General features: G+C 38.3%; 16 protein-coding genes. 14 read left to right on the top strand and 2 right to left on the bottom strand.

Annotation, left to right across the window (positions count from 1 at the left end; genetic code table 11):
- The first annotated feature begins 2 nt into the window (after positions 1 to 2).
- The 4 genes from ACFSQP_RS02230 (at position 3) to ACFSQP_RS02215 (ending at position 3,538) form a co-directional block, all read left to right on the top strand.
- Positions 3 to 1,832, top strand: coding sequence for an ABC transporter ATP-binding protein (locus tag ACFSQP_RS02230; RefSeq protein WP_376891440.1), 1,830 nt, complete (start codon positions 3 to 5; stop codon positions 1,830 to 1,832).
- 179 nt (positions 1,833 to 2,011) lie between these two features.
- On the top strand, positions 2,012 to 2,554 hold the full coding sequence (locus ACFSQP_RS02225; protein WP_376891439.1) for an RNA polymerase sigma factor: 543 nt from the start codon (positions 2,012 to 2,014) through the stop codon (positions 2,552 to 2,554).
- 31 nt (positions 2,555 to 2,585) lie between these two features.
- On the top strand, positions 2,586 to 3,086 hold the full coding sequence (locus ACFSQP_RS02220) for a hypothetical protein (RefSeq protein ID WP_376891438.1): 501 nt from the start codon (positions 2,586 to 2,588) through the stop codon (positions 3,084 to 3,086).
- Positions 3,087 to 3,097: 11 nt separating this feature from the next.
- Entirely contained in the window at positions 3,098 to 3,538 is a 441-nt protein-coding gene (locus ACFSQP_RS02215; RefSeq protein WP_376891437.1) for a hypothetical protein, read from the top strand.
- 97 nt (positions 3,539 to 3,635) lie between these two features.
- Here ACFSQP_RS02215 and ACFSQP_RS02210 read toward each other — a convergent pair whose 3' ends face one another.
- Positions 3,636 to 4,685, bottom strand: coding sequence for a WD40/YVTN/BNR-like repeat-containing protein (locus ACFSQP_RS02210; protein ID WP_376891435.1), 1,050 nt, complete (start codon positions 4,683 to 4,685; stop codon positions 3,636 to 3,638).
- A 151-nt stretch (positions 4,686 to 4,836) separates the two neighbouring features.
- On the opposite strand from ACFSQP_RS02210, the gene ACFSQP_RS02205 reads away from it, so the two are divergent.
- The 10 genes from ACFSQP_RS02205 (at position 4,837) to ACFSQP_RS02160 (ending at position 22,242) form a co-directional block, all read left to right on the top strand.
- Complete coding sequence (locus ACFSQP_RS02205) at positions 4,837 to 6,048, top strand: RsmB/NOP family class I SAM-dependent RNA methyltransferase (RefSeq protein WP_376891434.1); 1,212 nt, start codon at positions 4,837 to 4,839, stop codon at positions 6,046 to 6,048.
- 7 nt (positions 6,049 to 6,055) lie between these two features.
- The gene (locus ACFSQP_RS02200; protein WP_376891433.1) at positions 6,056 to 7,900 is read left to right on the top strand and encodes an endonuclease; all 1,845 of its coding nucleotides are present in this window, start codon (positions 6,056 to 6,058) and stop codon (positions 7,898 to 7,900) included.
- 143 nt (positions 7,901 to 8,043) lie between these two features.
- Positions 8,044 to 11,748, top strand: coding sequence for a phosphoribosylformylglycinamidine synthase (gene purL / locus ACFSQP_RS02195; protein WP_376891432.1), 3,705 nt, complete (start codon positions 8,044 to 8,046; stop codon positions 11,746 to 11,748).
- Between the two features lie 229 nt (positions 11,749 to 11,977).
- Positions 11,978 to 13,747 (top strand): AMP-dependent synthetase/ligase, encoded by a 1,770-nt coding sequence (locus tag ACFSQP_RS02190; RefSeq protein WP_376891431.1) that lies wholly within the window; start codon positions 11,978 to 11,980, stop codon positions 13,745 to 13,747.
- Between the two features lie 252 nt (positions 13,748 to 13,999).
- Positions 14,000 to 14,455, top strand: coding sequence for a MarR family winged helix-turn-helix transcriptional regulator (locus ACFSQP_RS02185; RefSeq protein WP_376891430.1), 456 nt, complete (start codon positions 14,000 to 14,002; stop codon positions 14,453 to 14,455).
- 1 nt (position 14,456) lies between these two features.
- Positions 14,457 to 16,865, top strand: coding sequence for a 3-hydroxyacyl-CoA dehydrogenase/enoyl-CoA hydratase family protein (locus ACFSQP_RS02180; RefSeq protein WP_376891429.1), 2,409 nt, complete (start codon positions 14,457 to 14,459; stop codon positions 16,863 to 16,865).
- A gap of 97 nt (positions 16,866 to 16,962) precedes the next feature.
- The gene (locus ACFSQP_RS02175; protein ID WP_376891428.1) at positions 16,963 to 17,319 is read left to right on the top strand and encodes a four helix bundle protein; all 357 of its coding nucleotides are present in this window, start codon (positions 16,963 to 16,965) and stop codon (positions 17,317 to 17,319) included.
- 29 nt (positions 17,320 to 17,348) lie between these two features.
- A complete protein-coding gene (locus ACFSQP_RS02170) occupies positions 17,349 to 18,542 on the top strand; it encodes an acetyl-CoA C-acyltransferase (protein WP_376891427.1) in 1,194 nt (397 codons plus the stop codon).
- A gap of 148 nt (positions 18,543 to 18,690) precedes the next feature.
- The gene (locus ACFSQP_RS02165; RefSeq protein WP_376891425.1) at positions 18,691 to 20,502 is read left to right on the top strand and encodes an acyl-CoA dehydrogenase family protein; all 1,812 of its coding nucleotides are present in this window, start codon (positions 18,691 to 18,693) and stop codon (positions 20,500 to 20,502) included.
- Between the two features lie 99 nt (positions 20,503 to 20,601).
- Positions 20,602 to 22,242 carry a M1 family metallopeptidase gene (locus ACFSQP_RS02160; protein WP_376891424.1) on the top strand — a complete coding sequence of 547 codons (1,641 nt, stop codon included), beginning with the start codon at positions 20,602 to 20,604 and terminating at the stop codon, positions 22,240 to 22,242.
- A 144-nt stretch (positions 22,243 to 22,386) separates the two neighbouring features.
- Here ACFSQP_RS02160 and ACFSQP_RS02155 read toward each other — a convergent pair whose 3' ends face one another.
- Positions 22,387 to 23,853 carry a magnesium chelatase gene (locus ACFSQP_RS02155; RefSeq protein ID WP_376891422.1) on the bottom strand — a complete coding sequence of 489 codons (1,467 nt, stop codon included), beginning with the start codon at positions 23,851 to 23,853 and terminating at the stop codon, positions 22,387 to 22,389.
- Positions 23,854 to 23,901: the final 48 nt, after the last annotated feature.

The raw sequence follows: 23,901 nt of genomic DNA, 5'->3' as shown, positions 1-23,901 counted from the left end.
AAATGAAAAAAATAATACATCAATTATTACCCTTTATAAAGAAGTTTAAAATACATGTTTTTTTAAATATCTTTTTCAACTTACTGTATGCCTTATTTAGTTCGCTAGCTTTTATTGCGTTAATACCTATGTTAAACGTGCTGTTCGATAAAACAACCGTTGTTACAGAGGCACCAGTTTGGCATGGGTTGGGCGATTTAAAAAATTATGGGCAAAACTTACTAAATTACAAGGTTAGCGGCTACCTAGCAGATGGCAACGCACAAATGGCTCTGGTAATTGTTATTGCTATCGTTATTTTTACATTTTTGCTTAAAAACCTCTTCGGTTATTTGGCTATGCAACATGTTATGTATTTGCGCAACGGGGTATTAACAGCGCTGCGAAAAGACATGTATCAAAAAATAATACAACTACCCGTTAGTTTTTATTCCAAACGCCAGAAAGGCGATGTTATGGCGCGCATTCTCGGCGATATTAACGAAATGCAAAATTCATTTTTTATCATTCTAGAACTTATTGTTCGCGAGCCCTTAACCATTGTTTTCTCGTTAGCCCTTATGTTTACAATAAGTTGGGAGTTATCTATATTTGTGCTTTGCTTTATTCCTGTAGCTGGGTTTTTAATATCACGTATTGGCAAAAGCCTAAAAAGTAACTCTTTAAAAGCACAACAGGAATCTGGTAGATTAATTTCAATTGTCGAGGAATCCTTAACGGGCTTAAAAATTGTTAAAAGCTACAACGCAGAACCCATTTTTACCGCTAATTTTACAAAGTCGGCCGATAGCATTTTAAGATTGTCTAACAAAATTGGCTTAAAAAATAATTTAGCTGGTCCTGTAAGTGAAGTTTTGGGTATAGCCACCATTGCTGTTTTATTGTGGTACGGCGGAAAATTAGTGTTAATAGACAACATTATTGAAGGCACCACCTTTATCGCTTTTATGGGCTTGGCATACGCCATTTTAACACCAGCCAAAGCCATTAGTAAGGCTAGCTATAAAGTTAAAAATGGTATGGCCGCTGCAGACCGTGTATTCGAGATTCTTCACGAAGCCGATCAAATGGAAGACCACAGCAATGCGCTACAGTTTAAAACTTTTGAAAACAACATACGTATAAACAATATTTCGTTTAAATATGAAAACGATCTTGTTCTAAAAAACTTTAGTGTTGAAGTTAAAAAAGGAAAAACGGTGGCGCTTGTTGGGCAATCCGGTAGCGGAAAAAGCACCATTGCCAATTTAGTAACACGCTTTTACGACGTTAATGAAGGTAGCATAACCATAGATGGCATAAATATAAAAGACATGACCAAAAAGTCCTTGCGCGATCAAATTGGACTGGTCACACAGGATTCTATTTTGTTTAACGATTCTATTAAAAACAACCTGTTAATAGGAAAACCTGATGCAAGCGAATCTGATATGATAGCGGCTCTTAAAATAGCCAATGCATGGGAGTTTGTTCAAGAGTTACCAAATGGAATTAATACCAATGTAGGCGATGCCGGTAATAATTTTTCAGGCGGCCAAAAACAACGTTTAAGCATAGCCAGAGCGGTATTAAAAAACCCACCAATAATGATTCTAGACGAAGCTACTTCCGCATTGGATACAGAGAGCGAACGTTTGGTGCAAGTGGCGCTTGAGAATATGATGAAAAACAGAACCTCTATTGTCATTGCCCATCGCTTATCTACCATTCAAAACGCCGATCTTATTGTGGTTATGAAGCAAGGCGAAATTGTAGAACAAGGTACGCATACCACGCTTTTACAAGCTAACGGTACGTATAAACGTCTCGTGGATATGCAAAGCTTTGAATAGGGACACCTTTTTTACTTTACGGAATCAGTTCGGTAACAAAAAAGTGGATTATAAAGGCCACAAACTACTTGCCTATTGGCATAATTATCAAGCTAGAAACGGCGCCATAGCTAATCTATTTTTTTTTAATTAGCATTAAACCATTTTGTGCCAACATAGTCTAACTTTAAAACGACTTCGTGAATTCCGAAAATCAGTTAATAGCTAACTTACAATCTAAAAGCACCCACGAGCAAGCTTTTCAAGAATTGGTTTCCCTTTACAAGGAGCGCCTTTACTGGCATATTCGGCACATAGTAAAATCGCACGACGACACAGACGATGTTTTACAAAACACCTTTCTAAAGGTGCATAGTAACATCCAACAGTTTAATGGCAACAGTAAGTTATTTTCTTGGATGTACCGGATAGCAACCAATGAGGCATTAACCTTTATAAATAAGCGCGCCAAACAAATGCATATAAGCAATGAGGAAGTGCAAGCGCGAGCCATTGCCAATCTAGAGACCGATGTTTATTTTGAAGGCGATGACATCCAACTAAAATTGCAACAAGCAATTGCCGCCTTACCAGAAAAACAACAGTTGGTTTTTAATATGAAATATTTTCAAGAATTAAAGTATAAAGAAATGGCAGAAATTTTAGAAACAAGTGAAGGTGCCCTAAAAGCATCTTATCATATTGCCACGAAAAAAATTGAAACTTTTCTTTTGAATAATTAAACCTTTTAACGAATTTTAAGTCCAATAGGTAATGAAAAAGGGGAAATTACATACCATTAAAAACGCTGGTTTTAAAGCACCTGAAAACTACTTCAAGTCGTTTGATGTGTCGTTTTCTGCCAAAAAACCATATAAACCAAGCAAACAATCTTCCGGTTTTAAGGTTCCCGAAAATTATTTTGAAACCTTTAAAGTACCAAGCCCTAAAACGGACCCTGTTACAAAAAATAAAGCAAAAGTAGTTTCTTTGTTTTCAAAAAAAGCAATGCTTTATGCCGCTAGTGTGGCAGCGGTTATTGCGGTACTTTTAAGCATACCAAACATCCAAAAATCGGTTACTTTTTCCAGTATCGACACCGAAAGTATAGAAAACTACTTACTAACATCGGAGTTTGAGTTTATGGAATTAGACAATCTAATAAAGGATCCGGCAACACTGGAACGCAACATTTACAGTAAAACCATAAGCGATGGTAGTTTGGAGAGTTACTTGTATTCCAACCTAGATGTGGAAGACTTTAATATTGAATAAAAACATGCCCTATGAAACATATTTTATTGTTACTAATTACATTTATTTTTAGTACCGTAGCCATAGCACAGCATAAGGACCATCATGAAAAAATTAAAACCTTAAAAGTGGCTTATATTACTGAAAATTTAAATTTATCACCGGCAGAAGCGCAAGGTTTCTGGCCAATTTACAACCAGTTTCAAGACTCTTATAGCACCTTAAGAAAAGCCGTTTCTAACTACAGAAAAAATATAGACGTGGCTAACATTTCTGAATCGGAAGCAAAAGCTATTATTTCTAAAATAGCCGATTTATATGAGGAAAGATATGCAGCCTACAAACAATACATGACGGATTTACAGACGGTTTTACCTGCCAAAAAAGTAATTCTTTTAAAAAAAGTTGAAGAAGACTTTAAGCAAAAAATGTTTGAAGAGTATAAAAATCGACACGGTAAAACAAGCAAATAAACCAGACGTTTATTTAATAGTTAGCTGTTTCAAGTGTTAATAAAAACATGTTAAAAGTAATGCAAAGTCACCTCTAGGTGGCTTTGCTTCTTTTATATTACCTTTTAAAAGTCAATTTACTTATACGCCCCTTCCCCGCTGCAAAAGCAACAGAGTCGTTTAAAAAGCGAATGGTATAATAACCCGCATCGGACAAACGCTTCCACGACAAACCGTTATCACTGGAATAATCCATACCATTAAATCCAACGGCTAGTAATTCCGTACCGCCACTATTAGGAATATATTGCACACAACTCCTATAACCTGGTTCGGCTTGCGCTGCCACAAGTTCCCAAGTTTTCCCACCATCCAAGGTTCTTATTTTATTCGCAGCATACGCATCTGGATTGGTGTAATCGCCACCAATAGCAAATCCTGTTTTTGCATCGTAAAAAGTTAGTGAATACATACCTGTAGTTGCTGTACCTTGCACAATAGGAGTTTTGTAAGCCTCCCATGTTTTTCCTTTATCAGGCGAATATAAAATTGCGCTAGCTACACCACCAGTGGCAATCCAAGTATGAGACCCTAAAACAACTATATTCGTGTTACTTGCTGCAAATGCCGCAGCACCATAATCGGTATCTGGTAGTATCTTACAGGAAAGTTTTTTCCAAGTATTACCGCCATCTCGCGTAATGATAACGCTCATACAGGAGTCTGTGGCGTCGCCAACCGCAATACCCTCTTGTTTATTCCAAAAAGCCATAGCATTGTAAAAAACACCGGCGCCTGCTTCTTTATAAACTAATGCCATAGTACCCGAATTGGTTGTTTTAAAAAGCAAGGCCGGATTACCAACACTTAACATAAAAAAATCTTCCAAATTGTTCCCAACAGCCCGAAATTCTAACGTAAGCGAATCGTATTGCTGTTCCGTTAATAACCATGTATTGGCTGTGGTATTGTATAAACCGTAAGTGTTATTATTGGCCGCAAAGGCTATATTTTTAGTGTCTAGTATATCCAAAGCTCTAATACTAAGCGTTGAATCTGTTAAAATTGGTTCTATGGCAACCCCTGTTATGGGTGAAATTGGCGCCATCTTATCGGGTTTACAAGCCCAAACAAAAAGCAGCAAGGCAATAAAAAATATATGTTTCATAGCTGATAAATTTTCATAAAAATAGAAAAGGTAAACGAATAATTAGATAAACCTAGAAAGAAATAAACTTTGTGTACCTTTGCAAGCTAATTAATAACTAAACTGTTCCTTAACAGCCTTAAAAACTATTAATACAGTACAAATACAATTCATGCGATTACACAGAAACTTATGCTTTGCCGTTATAGATGGTTTAACACTTATATGTAACGAAGGCCATTACGCAGACAAAGTTATTCAGCAACTTTTAAAGCGCGATAAACGCTGGGGAAGCAGAGACCGAGGCTTTGTTGCCGAAACGACTTACGAAATTGTGCGTTGGAAACGCTTATATGCAGAAATAGCTGAAGTAAAAGAGCCATTTAGCAGAGACGATTTATGGCGTATTTTTGCCGTTTGGGCAACATTAAGAGGTATTAAATTACCAGATTGGAAATACTTCGAAAACACACCCGTTAGAAAAATTAAAGGCCGTTTTGATGAGTTATCAAAAATTAGAAAATTCAAAGAGTCCATACCAGATTGGCTGGATAATTTAGGCGTAGCAGAACTAGGAGAAACGGCTTGGAGCAAGGAAATTGCCGCTCTAAACACCCAAGCAGATGTTGTTTTACGGGTTAATACCTTAAAAACTTCTAAAGAAACATTACAAGCCAAACTATTCGATTTGGATATTGAAACCGAATTCCTAAAAGGGTATCCCGAAGCCTTAAAACTAAAAGAGCGCGCCAATGTGTTTACAACAGAGGCTTTTAAAAATGGTGAGTTTGAAGTGCAAGATGCCTCGTCGCAATTGGTTGCGGCCTACCTAAATGTTTCGCCAGGTATGCGTGTTGTAGATGCCTGCGCTGGCGCCGGAGGGAAAACTCTTCACCTAGCTTCTTTAATGGAAAACAAAGGCCAAATTATAGCATTGGATATTTACGCCAATAAACTGCACGAACTAAAACGACGGGCAAAACGAAATGGCGCTCATAATATTGAACCAAGACACATTGACTCCACAAAAGTTATAAAAAAACTCCACCAAAAAGCGGACCGCGTGCTTATTGATGCGCCTTGTTCCGGATTAGGGGTTTTAAAACGTAATCCCGATGCTAAATGGAAATTGGAGCCAGAATTTTTAAATAACATAAAAACAACCCAACAAGAAATTTTACAACAATACTCAAAAATGGTAAAACCAGGAGGCCAAATGGTATATGCCACATGTTCCATTTTACCATCCGAAAATCAAGATCAAGTAAGCCGCTTTTTAGCCTCGGAGGCAGGTAGCGAATTTAGTTTGGTTTCAGATAAAAAAGTGCTGCCTTCTGAATTGGGTTACGACGGATTTTACATGGCTTTATTACAAAAAAAATAACTTTAAAATGAAAATGAAATTTACGCATTTACTTGCTGCCTTACTTTTAGGTATGGCATCTGTGGCTCAAATTCCAACCAATTATTACAGCACTGCCACCGGAACAGGCTTTACCCTAAAAACACAATTACACCGTATTATTAATACAGAAAATGATGGTTTGCCTGTTGAATACTTTCACACAGACCAAGGCTATGACGCTATGGATGGGTTTATAGCAAATTACGATTTAGATATGTATTACGAAGTTAATAGTAACACTATTTTAGATCCCTATTCGGAAAACCCAGCAGGTTCAGATCCTTATACATTTTCGCCTGTAACGGACGAATGTGGCAACTATAATTCCGAAGGCGATTGCTATAATAAGGAGCACGTTATTCCGCAATCTGTTTTTAACCAAGCCACACCCATGCGAAGTGATGCGCACGAATTACTACCAACAGATGGACGGGTAAACGGATTTAGGGGAAGTTATCCTTTTGGCGTGGTAGATGATTCTAATTTAATCAACCAAAGCGGTATTTCAAACCCGACACAAAATGGTTCCAAATTAGGCGCTAATATTAACAGCGGCTATGCGGCCGGATATTCTGGAATTGTATTTGAACCTATAGACGAGTTTAAAGGCGATATTGCCCGAATTCATTTTTACTTTGCAACAAGATACCAAGATTTGGTAGCTAACTGGGGTAATTATGCTATGTTTAACGGTACCTCGGATGTGGTTTTTGATGAAACCTTCTTAAATATTTTATTGGAATGGCACCAAATGGATCCGGTTTCACAAAAAGAAATCGATAGAAATAATAACATATTCTACCACCATCAATCTAACAGAAATCCCTTTATAGATAATCCGGAGTATGTTAACCTTATCTGGAATTCAGAACCAGATACCGAAGCGCCAAGCACGCCAACTAATTTAATTGCTTCCAATCCTACCAATTTCACAATCGATTTAAACTGGACAGCGGCAACAGATAATGTTGGTGTTACCTTTTACGATATTTATCAGGATGGTGTTAATAGGTTTACAACAGCTAATACCAATTTTACCGTTACAGGTTTAACACCAAGCACAACCTACTGTTTTACGGTTGTAGCTACAGATGCGGCTGGAAACACATCTGGCTTTAGTAATGAAGCCTGCGAGACCACTACAAATACTGACGCTGGTAACAACTGTTTAACAGAAACCTTTCAAAACATCCCAGCCAACAGTGGTAGTTACGATACCAGAACATGGACAGGCGACAATGGTGGTACATGGACTGCCACAGATGCCCGAACGGACCAAACCATAAGTAATCGCGCCATTACAGTAAGAAATGGTAGCATAACAGCGCCAAGTACATCTGGTGGTATTGGCTCCTTTACCGTTACTACCAAACGTGTATTTGGTGGATCGCCAGGAACGTTTAATTTAAAGGTAAACAATACGCTTGTTGGCACGATAGCTTATGGCGATCAGGACGTTGTTCAAACCACTACTATCTCTAATATTAATATAGAAGGAACTGTATCTATTACCATTGATGGCAATACTGGCTCAAACCGTGTGGCTTTTGATGATTTATCCTATACCTGTTATGCTAATTTAAGTACCGCAGAGCTAAACAAACTTGAAGCAAATGTTTACCCTAATCCAGTCAAAAATCTGCTGCATATTACATTAAGTAAACCAGAAGAAACCCAGGTTGAAATTTATAATGTTTTAGGTAAAAACATGTTACAAAAAACCATACAAGCAACTGGTACTATAAACACACAAAGCTTAAGCAGTGGTATGTATATTTTACGCATAACCCAAGGAAACCAAACCATTAGCAAAAAGCTGATAAAACACTAATATTTAAAGCGACTGTAACAAGTCGCTTTTTTTTGGTTAATAAACACGTGGATAACTCGTAATTTTCAATAATACAAATAGTAATTATTACACCGAAAAAAAGTAAATTTGTGGCTTAAACAACACAACTTAACACAAACATAATGATTCACTTCTTCGGAAACCAAAACAGCAAAGTATTTGCAGTTCAAGTTTACCAGCCACAAGGCACGGCGGCAAAGAAATTATCAACAGAAACAACGGCTAAATTATCATGGTTATTTGGCAACCAACCACTACTAGAGGAAGCATCCATTCATGCTTTTTTTGTTGGTCCGCGCGCCGCAATGATTAGCCCGTGGAGTACCAATGCTGTCGAAATTACTCAAAATATGGGTATTAAAGGTATTGTTCGTATTGAAGAATTTACAGCTTGTACAGAAAAATTTAAGGATTTCGATCCTATGATTTCTGAAAAGTACAGCAGTTTACATCAAGCTATGTTTGTAGCTACAGGAACGCCAAAACCGGTACTAAACATAACCGATATTGCTGCCTATAACGAAGCCGAAGGGTTAGCCCTAAACGAGGAAGAAATTAATTATTTAAATAACCTTTCAAAAAAAATAGGCAGACCACTAACAGATTCGGAAGTATTTGGTTTTTCGCAAGTGAACTCGGAACACTGTCGCCATAAAATTTTTAATGGCACTTTTGTTATCGATGGTGAAGAAAAGGCTGCTTCCCTTTTTAGTTTAATAAAAGAAACCTCCAAGCAAAATCCAAATAGTATTATTTCTGCTTATAAAGATAATGTCGCTTTTGTTGCAGGACCACGGGTACAGCAGTTTGCACCAAAATCTGCTAACAAGCCCGATTTTTATGAAATAAAAGAATTCGATTCGGTCATTTCCTTAAAAGCCGAAACCCATAATTTTCCAACCACTGTTGAACCTTTTAACGGAGCAGCTACTGGCTCTGGCGGAGAAATTCGCGACAGACTAGCAGGTGGTAAAGGATCCCTGCCCCTAGCCGGAACAGCCGTTTATATGACGCCTTACTCCCGCTTGGAACCCAACCGCTTCTGGGAAGAGAAAATGCCAGCAAGACCGTGGCTGTATCAAACACCAATGGATATTTTAATAAAAGCGTCCAATGGTGCATCCGATTTTGGTAACAAATTTGGTCAACCACTTATTTGCGGATCGGTATTAACCTTTGAACATGCGGAAAATAGCGCCTCTAGTCAATCAAAAGCCAGAAAACTAGGCTACGACAAAGTTATTATGCAAGCCGGAGGTATAGGCTATGGCAAAGCCGATCAAGCCTTAAAAGATACGCCAAAAAAAGGCGATAATATTGTAATTCTAGGTGGTGAAAACTATCGCATTGGTATGGGCGGTGCCGCAGTTTCTTCGGCAGATACGGGTGCGTTTTCAACCGGTATAGAACTCAATGCGGTACAACGCTCCAACCCTGAAATGCAAAAACGTGCGGCTAACGCAGTACGTGGCATGGTAGAAAGTGCAGAAAACCACATTGTTTCCATTCACGATCACGGCGCAGGTGGTCACTTAAATTGTCTTTCAGAGTTAGTGGAAGACACCGGAGGCAAAATTGATTTAGATAAGCTGCCTGTTGGCGATCCAACCTTATCGGCAAAAGAAATTATTGGTAACGAATCGCAAGAGCGTATGGGACTCGTTATTTCCGAAAAACATATAAATACCTTACAGCAAATTGCCGATCGCGAACGGGCACCAATGTACACCGTTGGTAAGGTAACCAATGATAAGCGTTTTACGTTTAAATCGGAAACCACAGGCGAAAAACCAATGGATTTGGAACTTCAAGATATGTTTGGTAGCTCGCCAAAAACAATTATGACCGATACTACCGTAGCGCGTAACTACAAAAACCCGCGTTATAAAACGAAAAACTTTTTGGTATACCTAGATCAAGTTTTACAATTAGAGGCTGTAGCTTGTAAAGACTGGTTAACGAACAAAGTAGACCGCTGTGTAGGTGGTAAAGTGGCAAAGCAACAATGTGCTGGCCCGTTACAATTACCCTTAAACAATTGTGGTGTTATGGCATTGGATTATAACGGCACACAAGGTATTGCTACTTCGGTAGGTCATGCGCCTATTTCGGGTTTAATTTCTGCACCAGCAGGTAGCCGAAATGCCATTACAGAAGCACTTACCAATATTGTTTGGGCACCTTTACAAGATGGCTTAAAAAGTGTAACACTCTCCGCAAACTGGATGTGGCCCTGCAAAAATGAAGGTGAAGATGCGCGCCTGTACGAAGCTGTAACAGCTGTTTCAGAATACGCCATTGCATTGGGTATAAATGTACCAACGGGAAAAGATTCCCTATCTATGAAACAAAAATATCCTACGGAAGAGGTTATTGCACCTGGTACGGTTATCATATCTGCAGCAGGACATTGCGATAATATCACAAACGTAGTGGAGCCTGTTTTTCAAAAAAATGCGGGCAATATTTATTATATAAACGTATCGCAAGATAGCTATAAATTGGGTGGTAGCTCATTTAACCAAACCTTAAACGCCATTGGTACGGACACCCCAGATATAACCAATACGGCTTTTGTAAAAACGGTATTTAATACGCTTCAAGACCTTATTAAGGCCAAAAAAATTGTTGCTGGACACGATATCGCTTCTGGCGGTCTTATTACCACACTTTTAGAAATGTGTTTTGCAGACACTAATTTAGGAGCTGAATTGGATTTAAGCCAAATAAACGAAGAAGACACTATTAAACTTCTATTTTCGGAAAATGCTGGGTTGGTTTTTCAAGCCAAAGATAGCTCGGTAGAACAGGTATTAAAGGACGCCAATATCGAATTTTTTAATATTGGTACCGTTCAAGATAGCGATGTTTTAAGTATCATAAATCATAATGAAGTTTACACGCTAACAGTTTCCAGATTACGCGATGTTTGGTATAAAACCTCGTTTTTACTAGATCAGAAACAAACCGCGAACGGTTTAGCACAAGAACGTTTTAATAATTACAAAACCCAACCATTACAATACACATTTCCAAACAAATTTGACGGAAAGAAACCACAACACCCAACCAAAAACCGACCAAAAGCTGCTATTTTACGTGAAAAAGGATCGAACTCTGAACGCGAAATGGCCAACGCCATGTATTTGGCAGGATTTGATGTGAAAGATGTGCACATGACCGATTTAATTTCGGGTCGAGAAACTTTAGAAGATATTCAGTTTATTGGTGCTGTAGGTGGCTTTTCAAATTCAGATGTTCTGGGTTCTGCCAAAGGCTGGGCTGGCGCTTTTAAATACAACGAAAAAGCCCAGACAGCGTTACAGAATTTCTACAAACGTAAGGATACACTTTCGGTTGGTATCTGTAATGGTGCACAGCTTTTTATGGAATTAGAATTAATAAACCCAGAGCATGACACGCATGGCAAATTAACTTATAACAATTCTAAAAAACATGAAAGCGCCTTTACTTCCGTTGAAATTCAGAAAAACAACTCCGTTATGCTTTCTAGCTTGGAAGGATGCAAATTAGGGGTTTGGATTTCGCATGGCGAAGGTAAATTTCACTTACCTAACAATAAAGAAGCCTATAATATTGTAGCAACATACGGCTATAACAGCTACCCTGCCAATCCTAATGGTTCAGATTTTAACACGGCTATGTTGTGCGATAAAACAGGACGCCACTTGGCTACTATGCCACATATAGAACGTTCTGTGTTTCCATGGAATTGGGCCTATTACCCAACAGACAGAACCGATGTCGTGTCGCCATGGTTAGAGGCTTTTATTAATGCCAGATTATGGATTGAAAACAACCAATAACAGCTGTTTTAAGTTATAAACGTCATAAAACGGAAACAAAATCGGCCTACTAAACCCAAATTGGTAAATCATGGTAGGTGCTTTGGCCATACTAATGTAAAACAACGAACCAATTTTTATAAGTAATTAATAATCAAGGAGCTTAAATATTTCGAGCTCCTTTTTTTGTAGCACCAATTAATTATCAGTTTTTTTTCATATTTTGCAAGTGTTCTAACTTTTTATAAACATGACCCAAATTAAGCGACTTTTTGACATACCCTATCACCAATTAGAAACCTATAATTTAAACAAAGCGTTTACAACCAAATACAATGGTACCTGGGTTTCTATTTCTACCCAAGAGTATGTAAATCAAGCAAATGCAATAAGTCGTGGTTTACTGCGGTTAGGCATAAAACCAAATGAAAAAATAGCGGTTATTTCAACAACCAACCGCACAGAATGGAATGTTTTAGATATTGGTGTACTGCAAATTGGTGCCGTTAACGTCCCTATTTATCCTACCATCTCTAAAGAAGACTACGCGTATATTTTAAACCACTCGGAAGCATCTTATTGTTTTGTTTCGGACGCGAGCATTCTGGAAAAATTAAACCCCATAAAAGCGCAAACAAAACTTAAAGGCATTTATACATTCGATAGCATCTTAAACGAAAGCAATTGGAAAGAACTTTTAGAGCTTGGCCAAAATGAAGATAACCAGCCCGAGGTAGAACTGCGCAAAGCAGCTGTAACTGAAACAAATTTAGCTACCCTTATTTACACTTCTGGAACTACAGGAACACCAAAAGGCGTTATGCTGTCGCACAAAAATATTGTTTCCAATGTGTTGGACAGCGAAAAACGCGTACCATTTGATTATGGCGAATCCAAATCTTTAAGTTTTTTACCAGTATGTCATGTTTTTGAACGCATGATTTTATACTTATATCAATACTGTGGTGTAGAGGTTTATTTTGCCGAATCCATTGAAAAAATGAGCGATAACCTTAAAGAAGTGAAACCCCATGTTATGACGGCGGTTCCTCGTTTATACGAAAAGGTTTTCGATAAAATTGTGGCTAAAGGCAGTGAGCTTTCGGGGCTAAAAAAGGCTTTGTTTTTTTGGGCTGTAAACTTGGGCTTAAAGTATGAACCATATGGCGCTAATGGTTGGTGGTATGAAACCAAACTAAAACTAGCTAGAAAACTAATTTTTAGCAAATGGAAAGAAGGATTAGGTGGCAACCTAGATTTAATGGTATCTGGTAGTGCAGCCTTACAACCACGGTTAACCCGTATTTTTGCTGCCGCCCAAATGCCCATTATGGAAGGTTACGGCCTTACAGAAACATCACCCGTTATTGCCGTAAACGACCAACGAGATGGCGGATTTCGCATTGGTACCGTAGGTAAGGTAATTACCAATGTTGATGTAAAAATAGCAGACGATGGTGAAATTCTGGTAAAAGGGCCTAACGTTATGCAAGGCTACTATAAAGACCCCGTAAAAACAGCCGAAGTCATGACAGATAATTATTTTCACACTGGCGATATTGGCGAATTTGACGCCGACGGCTTCCTAAAAATAACCGATCGTAAAAAAGAAATGTTTAAAACCTCGGGCGGCAAGTACGTGGCCCCAGCGCTACTAGAAAACCAATTTAAACAATCCCGATTTATAGAACAAATAATGGTTATTGGTGAAGGAGAAAAAATGCCAGCAGCGCTCATTCAAATTAACTACGAATTTGTTGAAGAATGGGCGAAACGCCATAACTACGATTTAAAATCCAGAGCAGACATTCCTTCAAACAAAATACTGCACGAACGCCTACAGGCTGAAATAGACGAGGCTAACAAAAAATTCGGACATTGGGAACAAATTAAAAAATTTGAAATAACGCCCGATGCATGGACCATTGAAGGCGGCCATTTAACACCAACCATGAAAATGAAACGGAAAGCTATTAAGGAAATTTATAAAGACTTAATTGAAAAAATATACCGCTCCTAATTACAAAACTCCTAATTTTTAGGAGTTTTTTTTTGTTTCAGGAAAAAGGATGCGCTGCTAAAATATTTCAGTTAAAAGGAATTTAATACGCTTACGCTTTTCTAAAACAAACAGTTTAATGGTACCGGTAATCTTCAAAAAATAAAAAGGCCTTATCCACTTCAAAATAATTATAAAGGAACTGTTAAAATTTCATTATTTATTATGCATGCATAATAAATTTTATTATATTTGGGAAACCAATTTGTAACCATGAAAGATAAAACCATCGATTATATATTTAGAACCACTTGGTTAGCTATAAATAAAATGTATAACGAAGAAGCCGCCAAATTTGAAACAAGCATGGCTACTGGGTTTGCATTACTAAGTATCGATCCCGAGCATGGCACAGCCTCCACCTCGTTAGGCCCCAAAATGGGTATGGAAGCCACTAGTTTATCGCGTACCCTAAAAACTATGGAAGAAAAAGGCTTAATAGAACGCAAACCAAATCCAGAGGACGGCCGGGGTGTTATTATACACCTAACGGAATTTGGACGAGAAAAACGCGCTTACTCACGCGAGAAGGTACTAACCTTTAATGAAACCATACGTAAAAATGTTGCTCCAGAAAAGTTAGATAATTTTTACGAAGTAGCTGAAATCATAAATAACATGATATCCAACAAGAAAATTTACAACCAAAAAGAACATATTTCAAAATAACATGAGTAAACGAAACATACAAAAAATAGCAGTTATTGGCTCCGGAATTATGGGAAGCGGCATTGCCTGCCACTTTGCTAATATTGGCGTAGAAGTCCTTTTATTGGACATTGTACCCAAAGAGCTAAACGCGACAGAAAAAGCTAAAAATCTTACTTTACAAGATAAAGCTGTACGAAACCGTATTGTTAATGACTCATTAGCAAGTGCCTTAAAATCCAAACCCGCTCCTATTTATCATCAAAAATTTGCCAATCGTATTACCACAGGTAATTTAGAGGACGATATCGCTAAAGTAAAAAACGCCGATTGGATAATTGAAGTAGTTGTGGAACGCTTGGATATAAAAAAACAGGTATTCGAAAATTTAGAAAAATACCGTACACCTGGCACCCTTATAACTTCCAATACATCTGGAATTCCTATTCATTTTATGAGCGAAGGACGGTCGGAAGATTTTCAAAAACATTTTTGTGGAACCCACTTTTTTAATCCGGCTCGGTATTTAAAATTATTCGAAATTATTCCTGGTCCAAAAACGACTCCAGAAGTACTTGACTTTTTAAACAACTATGGCGAGAAATTTCTTGGCAAAACATCCGTAATAGCAAAAGATACACCTGCTTTTATAGGAAACCGAATTGGTATTTTTGGTATTCAAAGCTTATTTCATCAAGTAAAAGAATTGGATTTAACCATAGAAGAAGTAGACAAATTAACGGGACCTGTAATTGGCAGGCCAAAATCGGCCACCTTCCGAACCGTAGACGTGGTTGGTTTAGACACCTTGGTGCATGTAGCAAATGGTATATACCAAAATTGCCCAAACGATGAGGCGCACGATTTGTTCAAACTACCCAATTTCATTAACACCATGATGGAAAACAAATGGTTAGGTAGTAAAACAGGCCAAGGTTTTTATAAAAAAGTAAAAAGCGACAACGGTAAGAGCGAAATTCTGTCTTTAGATTTAAATACGTTGGAATACCGACCTAAAAAATCGGCAAAGTTTGCAACGCTGGAGCTAACAAAAACTGTGGATAAGGTAGTAGACAGATTTCCTATTCTAATTTCGGGAAAAGACAAAGCTGGTGATTTCTACCGAAAAAACTTTTCGGCTATGTTTGCCTATGTTTCCAACAGAATTCCAGAAATAACAGACGAGCTTTACAAAATAGACAATGCTATGAAAGCGGGCTTTGGCTGGGAACACGGTCCATTCCAAATTTGGGATGCTATTGGTGTTGAAAAAGGAATAGAAATTATGAAAGCTGAAGGTTTTGAGCCTGCAGCTTGGGTGCAGGATATGCTCGATTCTGGTAATAAATCGTTTTACACAGTTAAAGACGGCGCTACCTACTACTATGACATTCCTCAAAAAAGAACCGAAAAAATTCCGGGACAAGATGCCTTTATCATTCTAGATAATATTAGAAAAACAAAAGAAGTTTTTAAAAACTCCGGTGTGGTTATTGAAGATTTAGGCGATGGCATTCTTAATTGCGAGTTCCAAAGCAAAATGAACACTATTGGAGGCGATGTGCTGGCAGGCCTAAATAAAGCTATTGATTTAGCTGAAAAAGATTTTGCTGGTTTGGTAGTAGGCAACCAAGGTGCCAATTTCTCGGTGGGTGCCAATATAGGCATGATTTTTATGATGGCGGCAGAACAAGAGTACGACGAACTGAACATGGCTATTAAGTACTTCCAAGACACCATGATGCGCATGCGTTACTCGGCTATTCCAACCGTTTCTGCACCGCACGGCATGACATTAGGTGGTGGTTGCGAACTTTCACTACACGCCGATAAAGTGGTTGCTGCTGCAGAAACGTATATGGGTCTGGTAGAGTTTGGTGTTGGTGTTATTCCTGGGGGTGGCGGTTCTAAAGAAATGGCTCTTCGCGCTTCCGATACTTTTAAAACCGGCGATGTACAACTAAATATTCTTCAGGAGTATTTCTTAACTATCGGAATGGCCAAAGTTTCTACATCGGCTTACGAAGCTTTCGATTTGGGTTTATTACAACCCGGAAAAGATGTTGTGGTTGTTAATAAAGATCGCCAAATAGCCGTTGCTAAACAACATGCCAAATTAATGGCTGATATGGGATACACGCAACCCATAAAACGCACCGATGTAAAAGTTCTGGGTAAACAAGCATTGGGAATGTTTTTAGTAGGCACAGATGCCATGGAAGAAAGCAATTACATAAGTGCGCACGATTTAAAAATAGCCAACAAATTAGCCTATGTAATGGCAGGAGGCGATTTATCTGAACCAACCCTAGTAAGCGAACAATATCTTCTTGATTTAGAACGAGAAGCCTTTTTATCACTTTGTACGGAGCGTAAGACACTTGAGAGAATTCAGCACATGCTGAAGACTGGGAAGCCCCTTAGGAATTAAGTCGTAAACACAAAGTATTAAAATTAGCGTCTTTACAAAAAACACTTTAAATACTTTGTACTTAACCCTTCATACTAATAACCTTAATACTATAACAATGCACAGATTCGAAGCGTTGAAAACATGGCAAAAAGCAATGGATATAACAGAATATTGTTATCGTGCTTCAGAAAATTTTCTAAAGAAGGAAAAGTATGGGTTAACCTCTCAATTTAGAAGAAGTGCCGTATCTAATCCTTCAAATATTACAGAAGGAGCAGGTAGAAATACGAATGGCGAATTCAGGCAATTTTTAGGAATTGTAAAGGGCGCTTCATTTGAATTACGCACAGAATTATATTTATTAAAAAGATTAAAACTTATAACAGAAGAAAAAGTTAGACCTATATTAAGTGAAATACTTGAAGTTACTAAAATGAATTACGCACTTCAAAAGTCATTAATGAAGTCTTAATACTTAATTCTAAAAATATTAATACTACTATGAGCAAACAAGCTTACATTGTAAAAGCATACAGAACAGCCGTTGGCAAAGCACCAAAAGGGGTGTTCCGATTTAAAAGAACAGACGAATTGGCAGCAGAAACCATACAACACATGATGAAAACCCTGCCAAATTTAGATCCCAAGCGTATTGACGATGTTATGGTTGGTAACGCTATGCCCGAAGGGTCGCAGGGCCTAAATATGGCCAGACTCATTTCGTTAATGGGCCTAGATATTGTAGATGTACCAGGTGTTACCGTAAATAGATTTTGCTCATCGGGTATTGAAACCATTGGTATGGCAACTGCTAAAATTCAAGCAGGAATGGCCGATTGTATTATTGCAGGTGGCGCAGAAAGCATGAGCTCTGTGCCCATGACAGGCTTTAAACCTGAACTAAATTACGATTTAGTAAAATCGGGGCATGAAGACTATTACTGGGGCATGGGAAACACCGCAGAGGCTGTAGCCAAACAGTTTAATGTGTCGCGAGAGGATCAGGACTTATTTGCCTATAACTCGCATATGAAAGCCTTAAAAGCACAGGCTGAAAATCGTTTTCAAGAGCAAATAGTACCTATAACAGTAGAACAAACTTACGTGAATACCACGGGCAAAAAAGCTACCAAATCTTACACGGTTACTAAAGATGAAGGGCCTCGTGCTGGTACAAGTTTGGAAGCTTTAGCAAAATTACGCCCTGTGTTTGCCCAAGGTGGCAGTGTTACAGCTGGTAACTCGTCGCAAATGAGTGACGGGGCTGCCTTTGTAATGGTTATGAGCGAGGATATGGTTAAAGAATTAGGTTTAGAACCTATTGCACGTTTAGTAAATTATGCAGCAGCTGGTGTAGAACCGCGTATTATGGGAATTGGCCCAGTAAAAGCCATACCGAAGGCGCTAAAACAAGCGGGCTTAAAACAAGCAGATTTAGAACTTATTGAGCTAAACGAAGCTTTCGCATCGCAGTCACTAGCCGTTATTAGAGAATTAGACTTGAATCCGGATATTATTAATGTAAACGGTGGCGCCATTGCTTTAGGACATCCGTTAGGATGCACGGGTGCAAAATTATCCGTTCAGTTATTTGATGAGATGCGTAAACGCAATATGTCGGGTAAATACGGTGCCGTAACCATGTGTGTAGGAACAGGACAAGGCGCATGCGGGATTTTCGAATTTTTAAAATAAGCACAGCAATTCCTTGTTTACAAAACAGGCATCAATAAAATAGTGAATTAGAAAGTAAAATAGCCTAATGTAATCAAATTAAAGACTTACAGATAATTTGTAACTACCAAATATACGTTGTTTAACTTTTATTTAAACGAATAACAATATGGAAACTAAAAACGAAAAAGAAATATTAAGAGGCGGTCAGTTTCTGGTAAAAGAAACTAATTGCGAAGATGTGTTTACACCTGAAGATTTTTCAGAGGAACAAAATATGATGAAAGAATCGGTTAAAGAATTTAACGACCGTGAAATTATTCCGCATAAAAACCGATTTGAAGCCAAGGATTTTGCCTTTACAGAAGAGGTTATGAAAAAAGCTGGGGATATGGGCTTTTTAAGTGTAGCCGTTCCTGAAGCGTACGGCGGAATGGGTATGGGCTTTGTATCTACTGTTTTAACCTGCGATTATATTTCCAGTGGAACCGGCTCCTTTAGTACCGCATTTGGCGCACACACCGGTATTGGCACCCTTCCTATTACCCTGTATGGCACCGAGGCACAAAAACAAAAATACGTTCCAAAACTGGCAACTGGCGAATGGTTTGGCGCTTACTGTTTAACAGAACCCGGTGCAGGATCCGATGCTAACTCGGGTAAAACAACCGCTACCCTTTCTGAAGACGGTAAATCCTACAAAATTAATGGGCAAAAAATGTGGATTTCCAATGCTGGTTTTTGCAAATTAATGATTGTTTTTGCCCGTATTGAAAACGATAAAAACATTACCGGTTTTATTGTAGAATACGACAAAGATAATCCTAATGGTATTACCTTGGGTGAAGAGGAACACAAATTAGGTATTCGTGCAAGCTCCACGCGTCAGGTATTTTTTAACGATACAGTTGTTCCAGCAGATAATATGTTGGCAGGTCGTGGCGAAGGTTTTAAAATAGCTATGAATGCCCTAAACGTGGGGCGTATAAAGTTAGCTGCTGCATGTTTAGATTCGCAAAGACGCATTTTAACCACGGCAGTAAACTACGCTAACGAGCGCAAACAATTTAATACCCGCATTTCAGATTTTGGTGCTATTAAAGTAAAATTAGCCGAAATGGCAACCAATGCCTATGTAGGTGAATCTGCCACTTACCGCGCCTCTAAAAATATTGAAGACCGCATTGCGCTGCGCCAAGCCTCTGGAAATAGCCACCAAGAGGCCGAACTAAAAGGTGTTGAAGAATACGCCATAGAGTGTTCTATTTTAAAAGTAGCTGTTTCGGAAGATGTTCAAAACGCGGCCGATGAAGGTATACAAATTTTTGGTGGCATGGGCTTCTCTGAAGAAACCCCAATGGAAGCTGCCTGGCGAGATGCCCGTATTGCCCGAATTTACGAGGGTACTAACGAAATTAACCGCATGTTAGCTGTTGGCATGCTTGTTAAAAAAGCCATGAAAGGTCACGTGGATTTGTTAGGGCCAGCACAAGCTGTACAAGATGAATTAATGGGAATTCCGTCATTTGAAACACCAGATTATTCCGAGCTATTCTCCGAAGAAAAAGAGATGATTAAAAAACTTAAAAAAGCGTTTTTAATGGTAGCTGGTGGCGCCGTTCAAAAGTTTGGACCAGATTTAGAACAACACCAACAATTATTAATAGCAGCAGCCGATATTTTAATTGAAATTTATATGGCAGAGTCGGCTATTTTAAGAACCGAAAAAAATGCCAAACGTTTTGGTGAAGCCGCCCAAGCCACACAAATTGCCATGGCCAAATTGTATTTATATCATGCCGTAGATATTGTAGAAGAAAAAGGTAAAGAGAGTATCATTTCATTTGCCGAAGGCGATGAACAACGCATGATGCTTATGGGGCTAAAACGCTTTACCAAATACACAAATTATCCAGACATTGTGGATTTACGAAGAGATATTGCCGAAAAAATAAAAGAGGAAGGTAAATACCCTTTCTAAAAAACCTGTTTAGTTAAATTAAGTTTAGTTAGAAGCGAAAAGCCGGTTCATTTGTTTGAATCGGTTTTCCTTTTTAACTACTTTAGTAAAAAAAAGTACATGCCACGTTTTAGTTTCATTTTTGCACTTCTAATTATTCCTTTTAGTTTATTTAGTCAAGGTTTACTTCAGGACAAAACAACCTTTACGCGTCAGGACACGCTTCGCGGTTCTATTACACCCCAGCGAGCTTGGTGGGATGTAACTTATTATCATTTAGATATTTCTGTAAATCCAGACACCAAATTTATTAAGGGAAAAAACACGGTCTCTTATACCGTAATAAAGCCAAGTAACGAATTGCAAATTGATTTGCAAGCCCCTTTAAAAATAACTGCAGCCATACAAAACGGGAAACCTTTAGCCATACGGCACGATGGTCATGCTCATTTTATCACACTCGCGGAAAATCAGAAAATAGGAAACGTATATTCAGTAGATGTTTATTATGAAGGCCACCCAAAGGAGGCTAAAAATGCACCATGGGATGGCGGTTTTTCCTGGAAAAAAGATGCGAACGGCAATCATTTTGTGGCCACATCTTGTCAGGGTCTGGGTGCCAGTATTTGGTGGCCAAACAAAGACCATATGTATGACGAGGTAGATAGTATGGATATTAGTGTAACCGTACCAAAAGGATTAATGAATATTTCCAACGGCCGTTTACAAAGTATAATTCAAAATAAAACAACCACAACATATAACTGGACTGTAAAAAACCCGATTAATAATTATGGTGTGAATGTAAATATTGGGGATTATGTACATTTTTCTGAAGTTTACCCAGGTGAAAACGGGCCCCTAGATATGGATTATTATGTACTCCGTGATAATTTACAAAAAGCAAAAATACATTTTAAAGATGCGCCTCGGATGATGCAAGCGTTTGAACATTGGTTTGGTCCGTATCCATTTTACGAGGACGGTTTTAAATTAGTTGAAGTACCCTATTTAGGTATGGAGCACCAAAGTTCGGTAACTTATGGCAATCAGTATAAAAAAGGTTATTTAGGGAATGATTTGTCCGGAACTGGTTGGGGTTTAAAATTCGATTTTATTATTATTCATGAAGCGGGACATGAGTGGTTTGCTAATAACATTACCAATAAAGATATTGCCGACATGTGGATTCATGAGGGGTTTACAGCCTACTCTGAAAACTTATTTGTAGATTATTATTACGGTAAAGAAGCTGCAGCCGATTATGTAATAGGAACCAGAAAGCGCATTCGGAATGACAAGCCGTTAATTGGCCCGTATAATGTGAACAAAGAAGGCTCTAGCGACATGTACTACAAAGGCGCTAATATGCTACATACCTTAAGACAGTTGGTGCAAAACGATGAAAAATGGCGCCAAATATTACGTGGCATGAATACCGAATTTTACCACAAAACAGTGACGACCCAGCAAATTGAAAATTATATAATTGCGCAATCTGGTTTGGATTTAGCTGCGTTTTTCGACCAGTATTTGCGAGAAACCAATATTCCAACCTTGGAATACAGTATAAGCAATGGTCGTTTAAAATACCGATGGCATGAGGTTGTTTCTGGCTTTAAAATGCCCATATTAGTTACTTTAAATGGTACCGAACAGTGGTTATACCCTAATACTACTTGGCAAACTATGGCACTCCCTACTCCAAACCCAAGCCTAACCATAAACCGAAATTTTTACATAAACGTAAAACCCCAATAATACCCTACATTTAGGAAAAATAAACAGGAATTAACAAAACAAAAGCGGCCGATATATCGGCCGCTTTTGTTTAAACAGTCCTTTTATTCAATTTATAACCAATTTAAGACGGCAGTTGAGCCGCAAATAATAAAATTGGTTTAGTTATAAATCGTTTATAAAACTTCCATACGGATCTTTAAATTGTAGGCCTTCGGTAAAACGATATTTACTTAATAATTTGTGCGCAACTAAAGCCCATAAAATAAACTCCTTAACAAAATAGCTGTCCTCGCGCGCTAAATTTGGTTGGTAGGTACCCAATAAATCGTCTAGTGGCGATACGGCTTCGAGAAGCGCTTTATAGGATTTGTCTCTTACATCGTCTAATAATTCAAAATCTTCCGTCTGATTAAAAAACCAAGAAACAATAGCATCGTAAGGACTCTCTTGATCCTGTTTGCGCAACTTTTCTATTTTCGGGAAAAATTCGGGAAACAGGCTCTTAACAGCGTCACCAATTAAATTATAGGCTACCTGGGCGGCACCCTCTTGCTCACCTTCGTAAACCAATTCTACTTTTCCGGTAATGGCAGGAATAATGCCCATAAAATCCGACAATCTGATGGTGGTATGGGTATCGCCAGCTTTTAAGGCTCGTAATTCCGCAGTACTCAATAAATTTTCGAACGCTGTAATACTTAAACGTGCACTAACCCCACTTTTTTCGTCAATAAAATCGCTATCGCGCGCTTCAAAAACAATCTGTTCTAATAAATCTTTTGCCAATTCGGGTACATAAATGGCTTCTTTTTGGCGAGAATCCCATTTGGCTTCCTGTTCTGTTATAAGCTTTGCCGTTTCAATATCCTCTGGATAATGCGTTAAAATTTGCGATCCAATTCTGTCTTTTAGAGGTGTAATAATGCTGCCACGGTTGGTGTAATCCTCCGGATTTGCGGTAAATACAAACTGCATATCTAGCGGCAAGCGCAGCTTAAAACCTCTTATTTGAATATCGCCTTCTTGCAAAATATTAAATAAAGCCACCTGTATGCGTGCCTGTAAATCTGGCAACTCATTAATGACAAAAATACAGCGGTTTGCCCGCGGAATCATGCCGTAATGTATTACCCGATCATCGGCATAAGTTAATTTTAAATTAGCTGCTTTTATAGGATCTACATCGCCAATAATATCGGCTACCGTTACATCGGGTGTTGCCAATTTTTCGGCAAAACGCTCACTTCTGTGTAGCCAATAAATTGGGGTATCATCGCCATTTTCTGCTATTACATCTTTCGCATAGCGCGATATGGGGTTTAAGGGATCGTCGTTTATTTCGGAACCAGCTACAACCGGTATATACGCGTCCAGTAGGGTTAACATTAAACGGGCCAAACGTGTTTTTGCTTGCCCCCGAAGCCCCAACAGATTTATATTATGTCTGGACAAAATGGCTCTCTGTAATTCTGGTATTACCGTATTTTCGTAGCCGCGAATACCTTCAAAAATGGGCGTTTTGTTTTTTATTTTTTCAATTAAATTTTGACGTAATTCGTCTTTAATCGAGCGTGCTTGGTATCCGGATTTTTTTAGTTCGCCTAATGTGGTAATTGTTTGTATATCCATAGTGCTTTTTAAATTGAAACGTACTGCGCAAAAAAACGTGTATTTTAT

Origin of the sequence: Bizionia sediminis (assembly GCF_042684585.1) — a bacterium.
GTDB classification, from domain to species: Bacteria; Bacteroidota; Bacteroidia; order Flavobacteriales; family Flavobacteriaceae; genus Algorimicrobium; species Algorimicrobium sediminis.
This window is presented reverse-complemented; position numbering and strand designations above follow the sequence as displayed.

Bases quoted from the DNA above. Each gene is read 5' to 3' on its own strand.
- ACFSQP_RS02230 (WP_376891440.1), top strand. From the start codon at position 3: ATGAAAAAAATAATACATCAATTATTACCCTTTATAAAGAAGTTTAAA.
- ACFSQP_RS02220 (WP_376891438.1), top strand. From the start codon at position 2,586: ATGAAAAAGGGGAAATTACATACCATTAAAAACGCTGGTTTTAAAGCA.
- ACFSQP_RS02215 (WP_376891437.1), top strand. From the start codon at position 3,098: ATGAAACATATTTTATTGTTACTAATTACATTTATTTTTAGTACCGTA.
- ACFSQP_RS02210 (WP_376891435.1), bottom strand. From the start codon at position 4,685: ATGAAACATATATTTTTTATTGCCTTGCTGCTTTTTGTTTGGGCTTGT.
- ACFSQP_RS02205 (WP_376891434.1), top strand. From the start codon at position 4,837: ATGCGATTACACAGAAACTTATGCTTTGCCGTTATAGATGGTTTAACA.
- ACFSQP_RS02200 (WP_376891433.1), top strand. From the start codon at position 6,056: ATGAAAATGAAATTTACGCATTTACTTGCTGCCTTACTTTTAGGTATG.
- purL (WP_376891432.1), top strand. From the start codon at position 8,044: ATGATTCACTTCTTCGGAAACCAAAACAGCAAAGTATTTGCAGTTCAA.
- ACFSQP_RS02190 (WP_376891431.1), top strand. From the start codon at position 11,978: ATGACCCAAATTAAGCGACTTTTTGACATACCCTATCACCAATTAGAA.
- ACFSQP_RS02185 (WP_376891430.1), top strand. From the start codon at position 14,000: ATGAAAGATAAAACCATCGATTATATATTTAGAACCACTTGGTTAGCT.
- ACFSQP_RS02180 (WP_376891429.1), top strand. From the start codon at position 14,457: ATGAGTAAACGAAACATACAAAAAATAGCAGTTATTGGCTCCGGAATT.
- ACFSQP_RS02175 (WP_376891428.1), top strand. From the start codon at position 16,963: ATGCACAGATTCGAAGCGTTGAAAACATGGCAAAAAGCAATGGATATA.
- ACFSQP_RS02170 (WP_376891427.1), top strand. From the start codon at position 17,349: ATGAGCAAACAAGCTTACATTGTAAAAGCATACAGAACAGCCGTTGGC.
- ACFSQP_RS02165 (WP_376891425.1), top strand. From the start codon at position 18,691: ATGGAAACTAAAAACGAAAAAGAAATATTAAGAGGCGGTCAGTTTCTG.
- ACFSQP_RS02160 (WP_376891424.1), top strand. From the start codon at position 20,602: ATGCCACGTTTTAGTTTCATTTTTGCACTTCTAATTATTCCTTTTAGT.
- ACFSQP_RS02155 (WP_376891422.1), bottom strand. From the start codon at position 23,853: ATGGATATACAAACAATTACCACATTAGGCGAACTAAAAAAATCCGGA.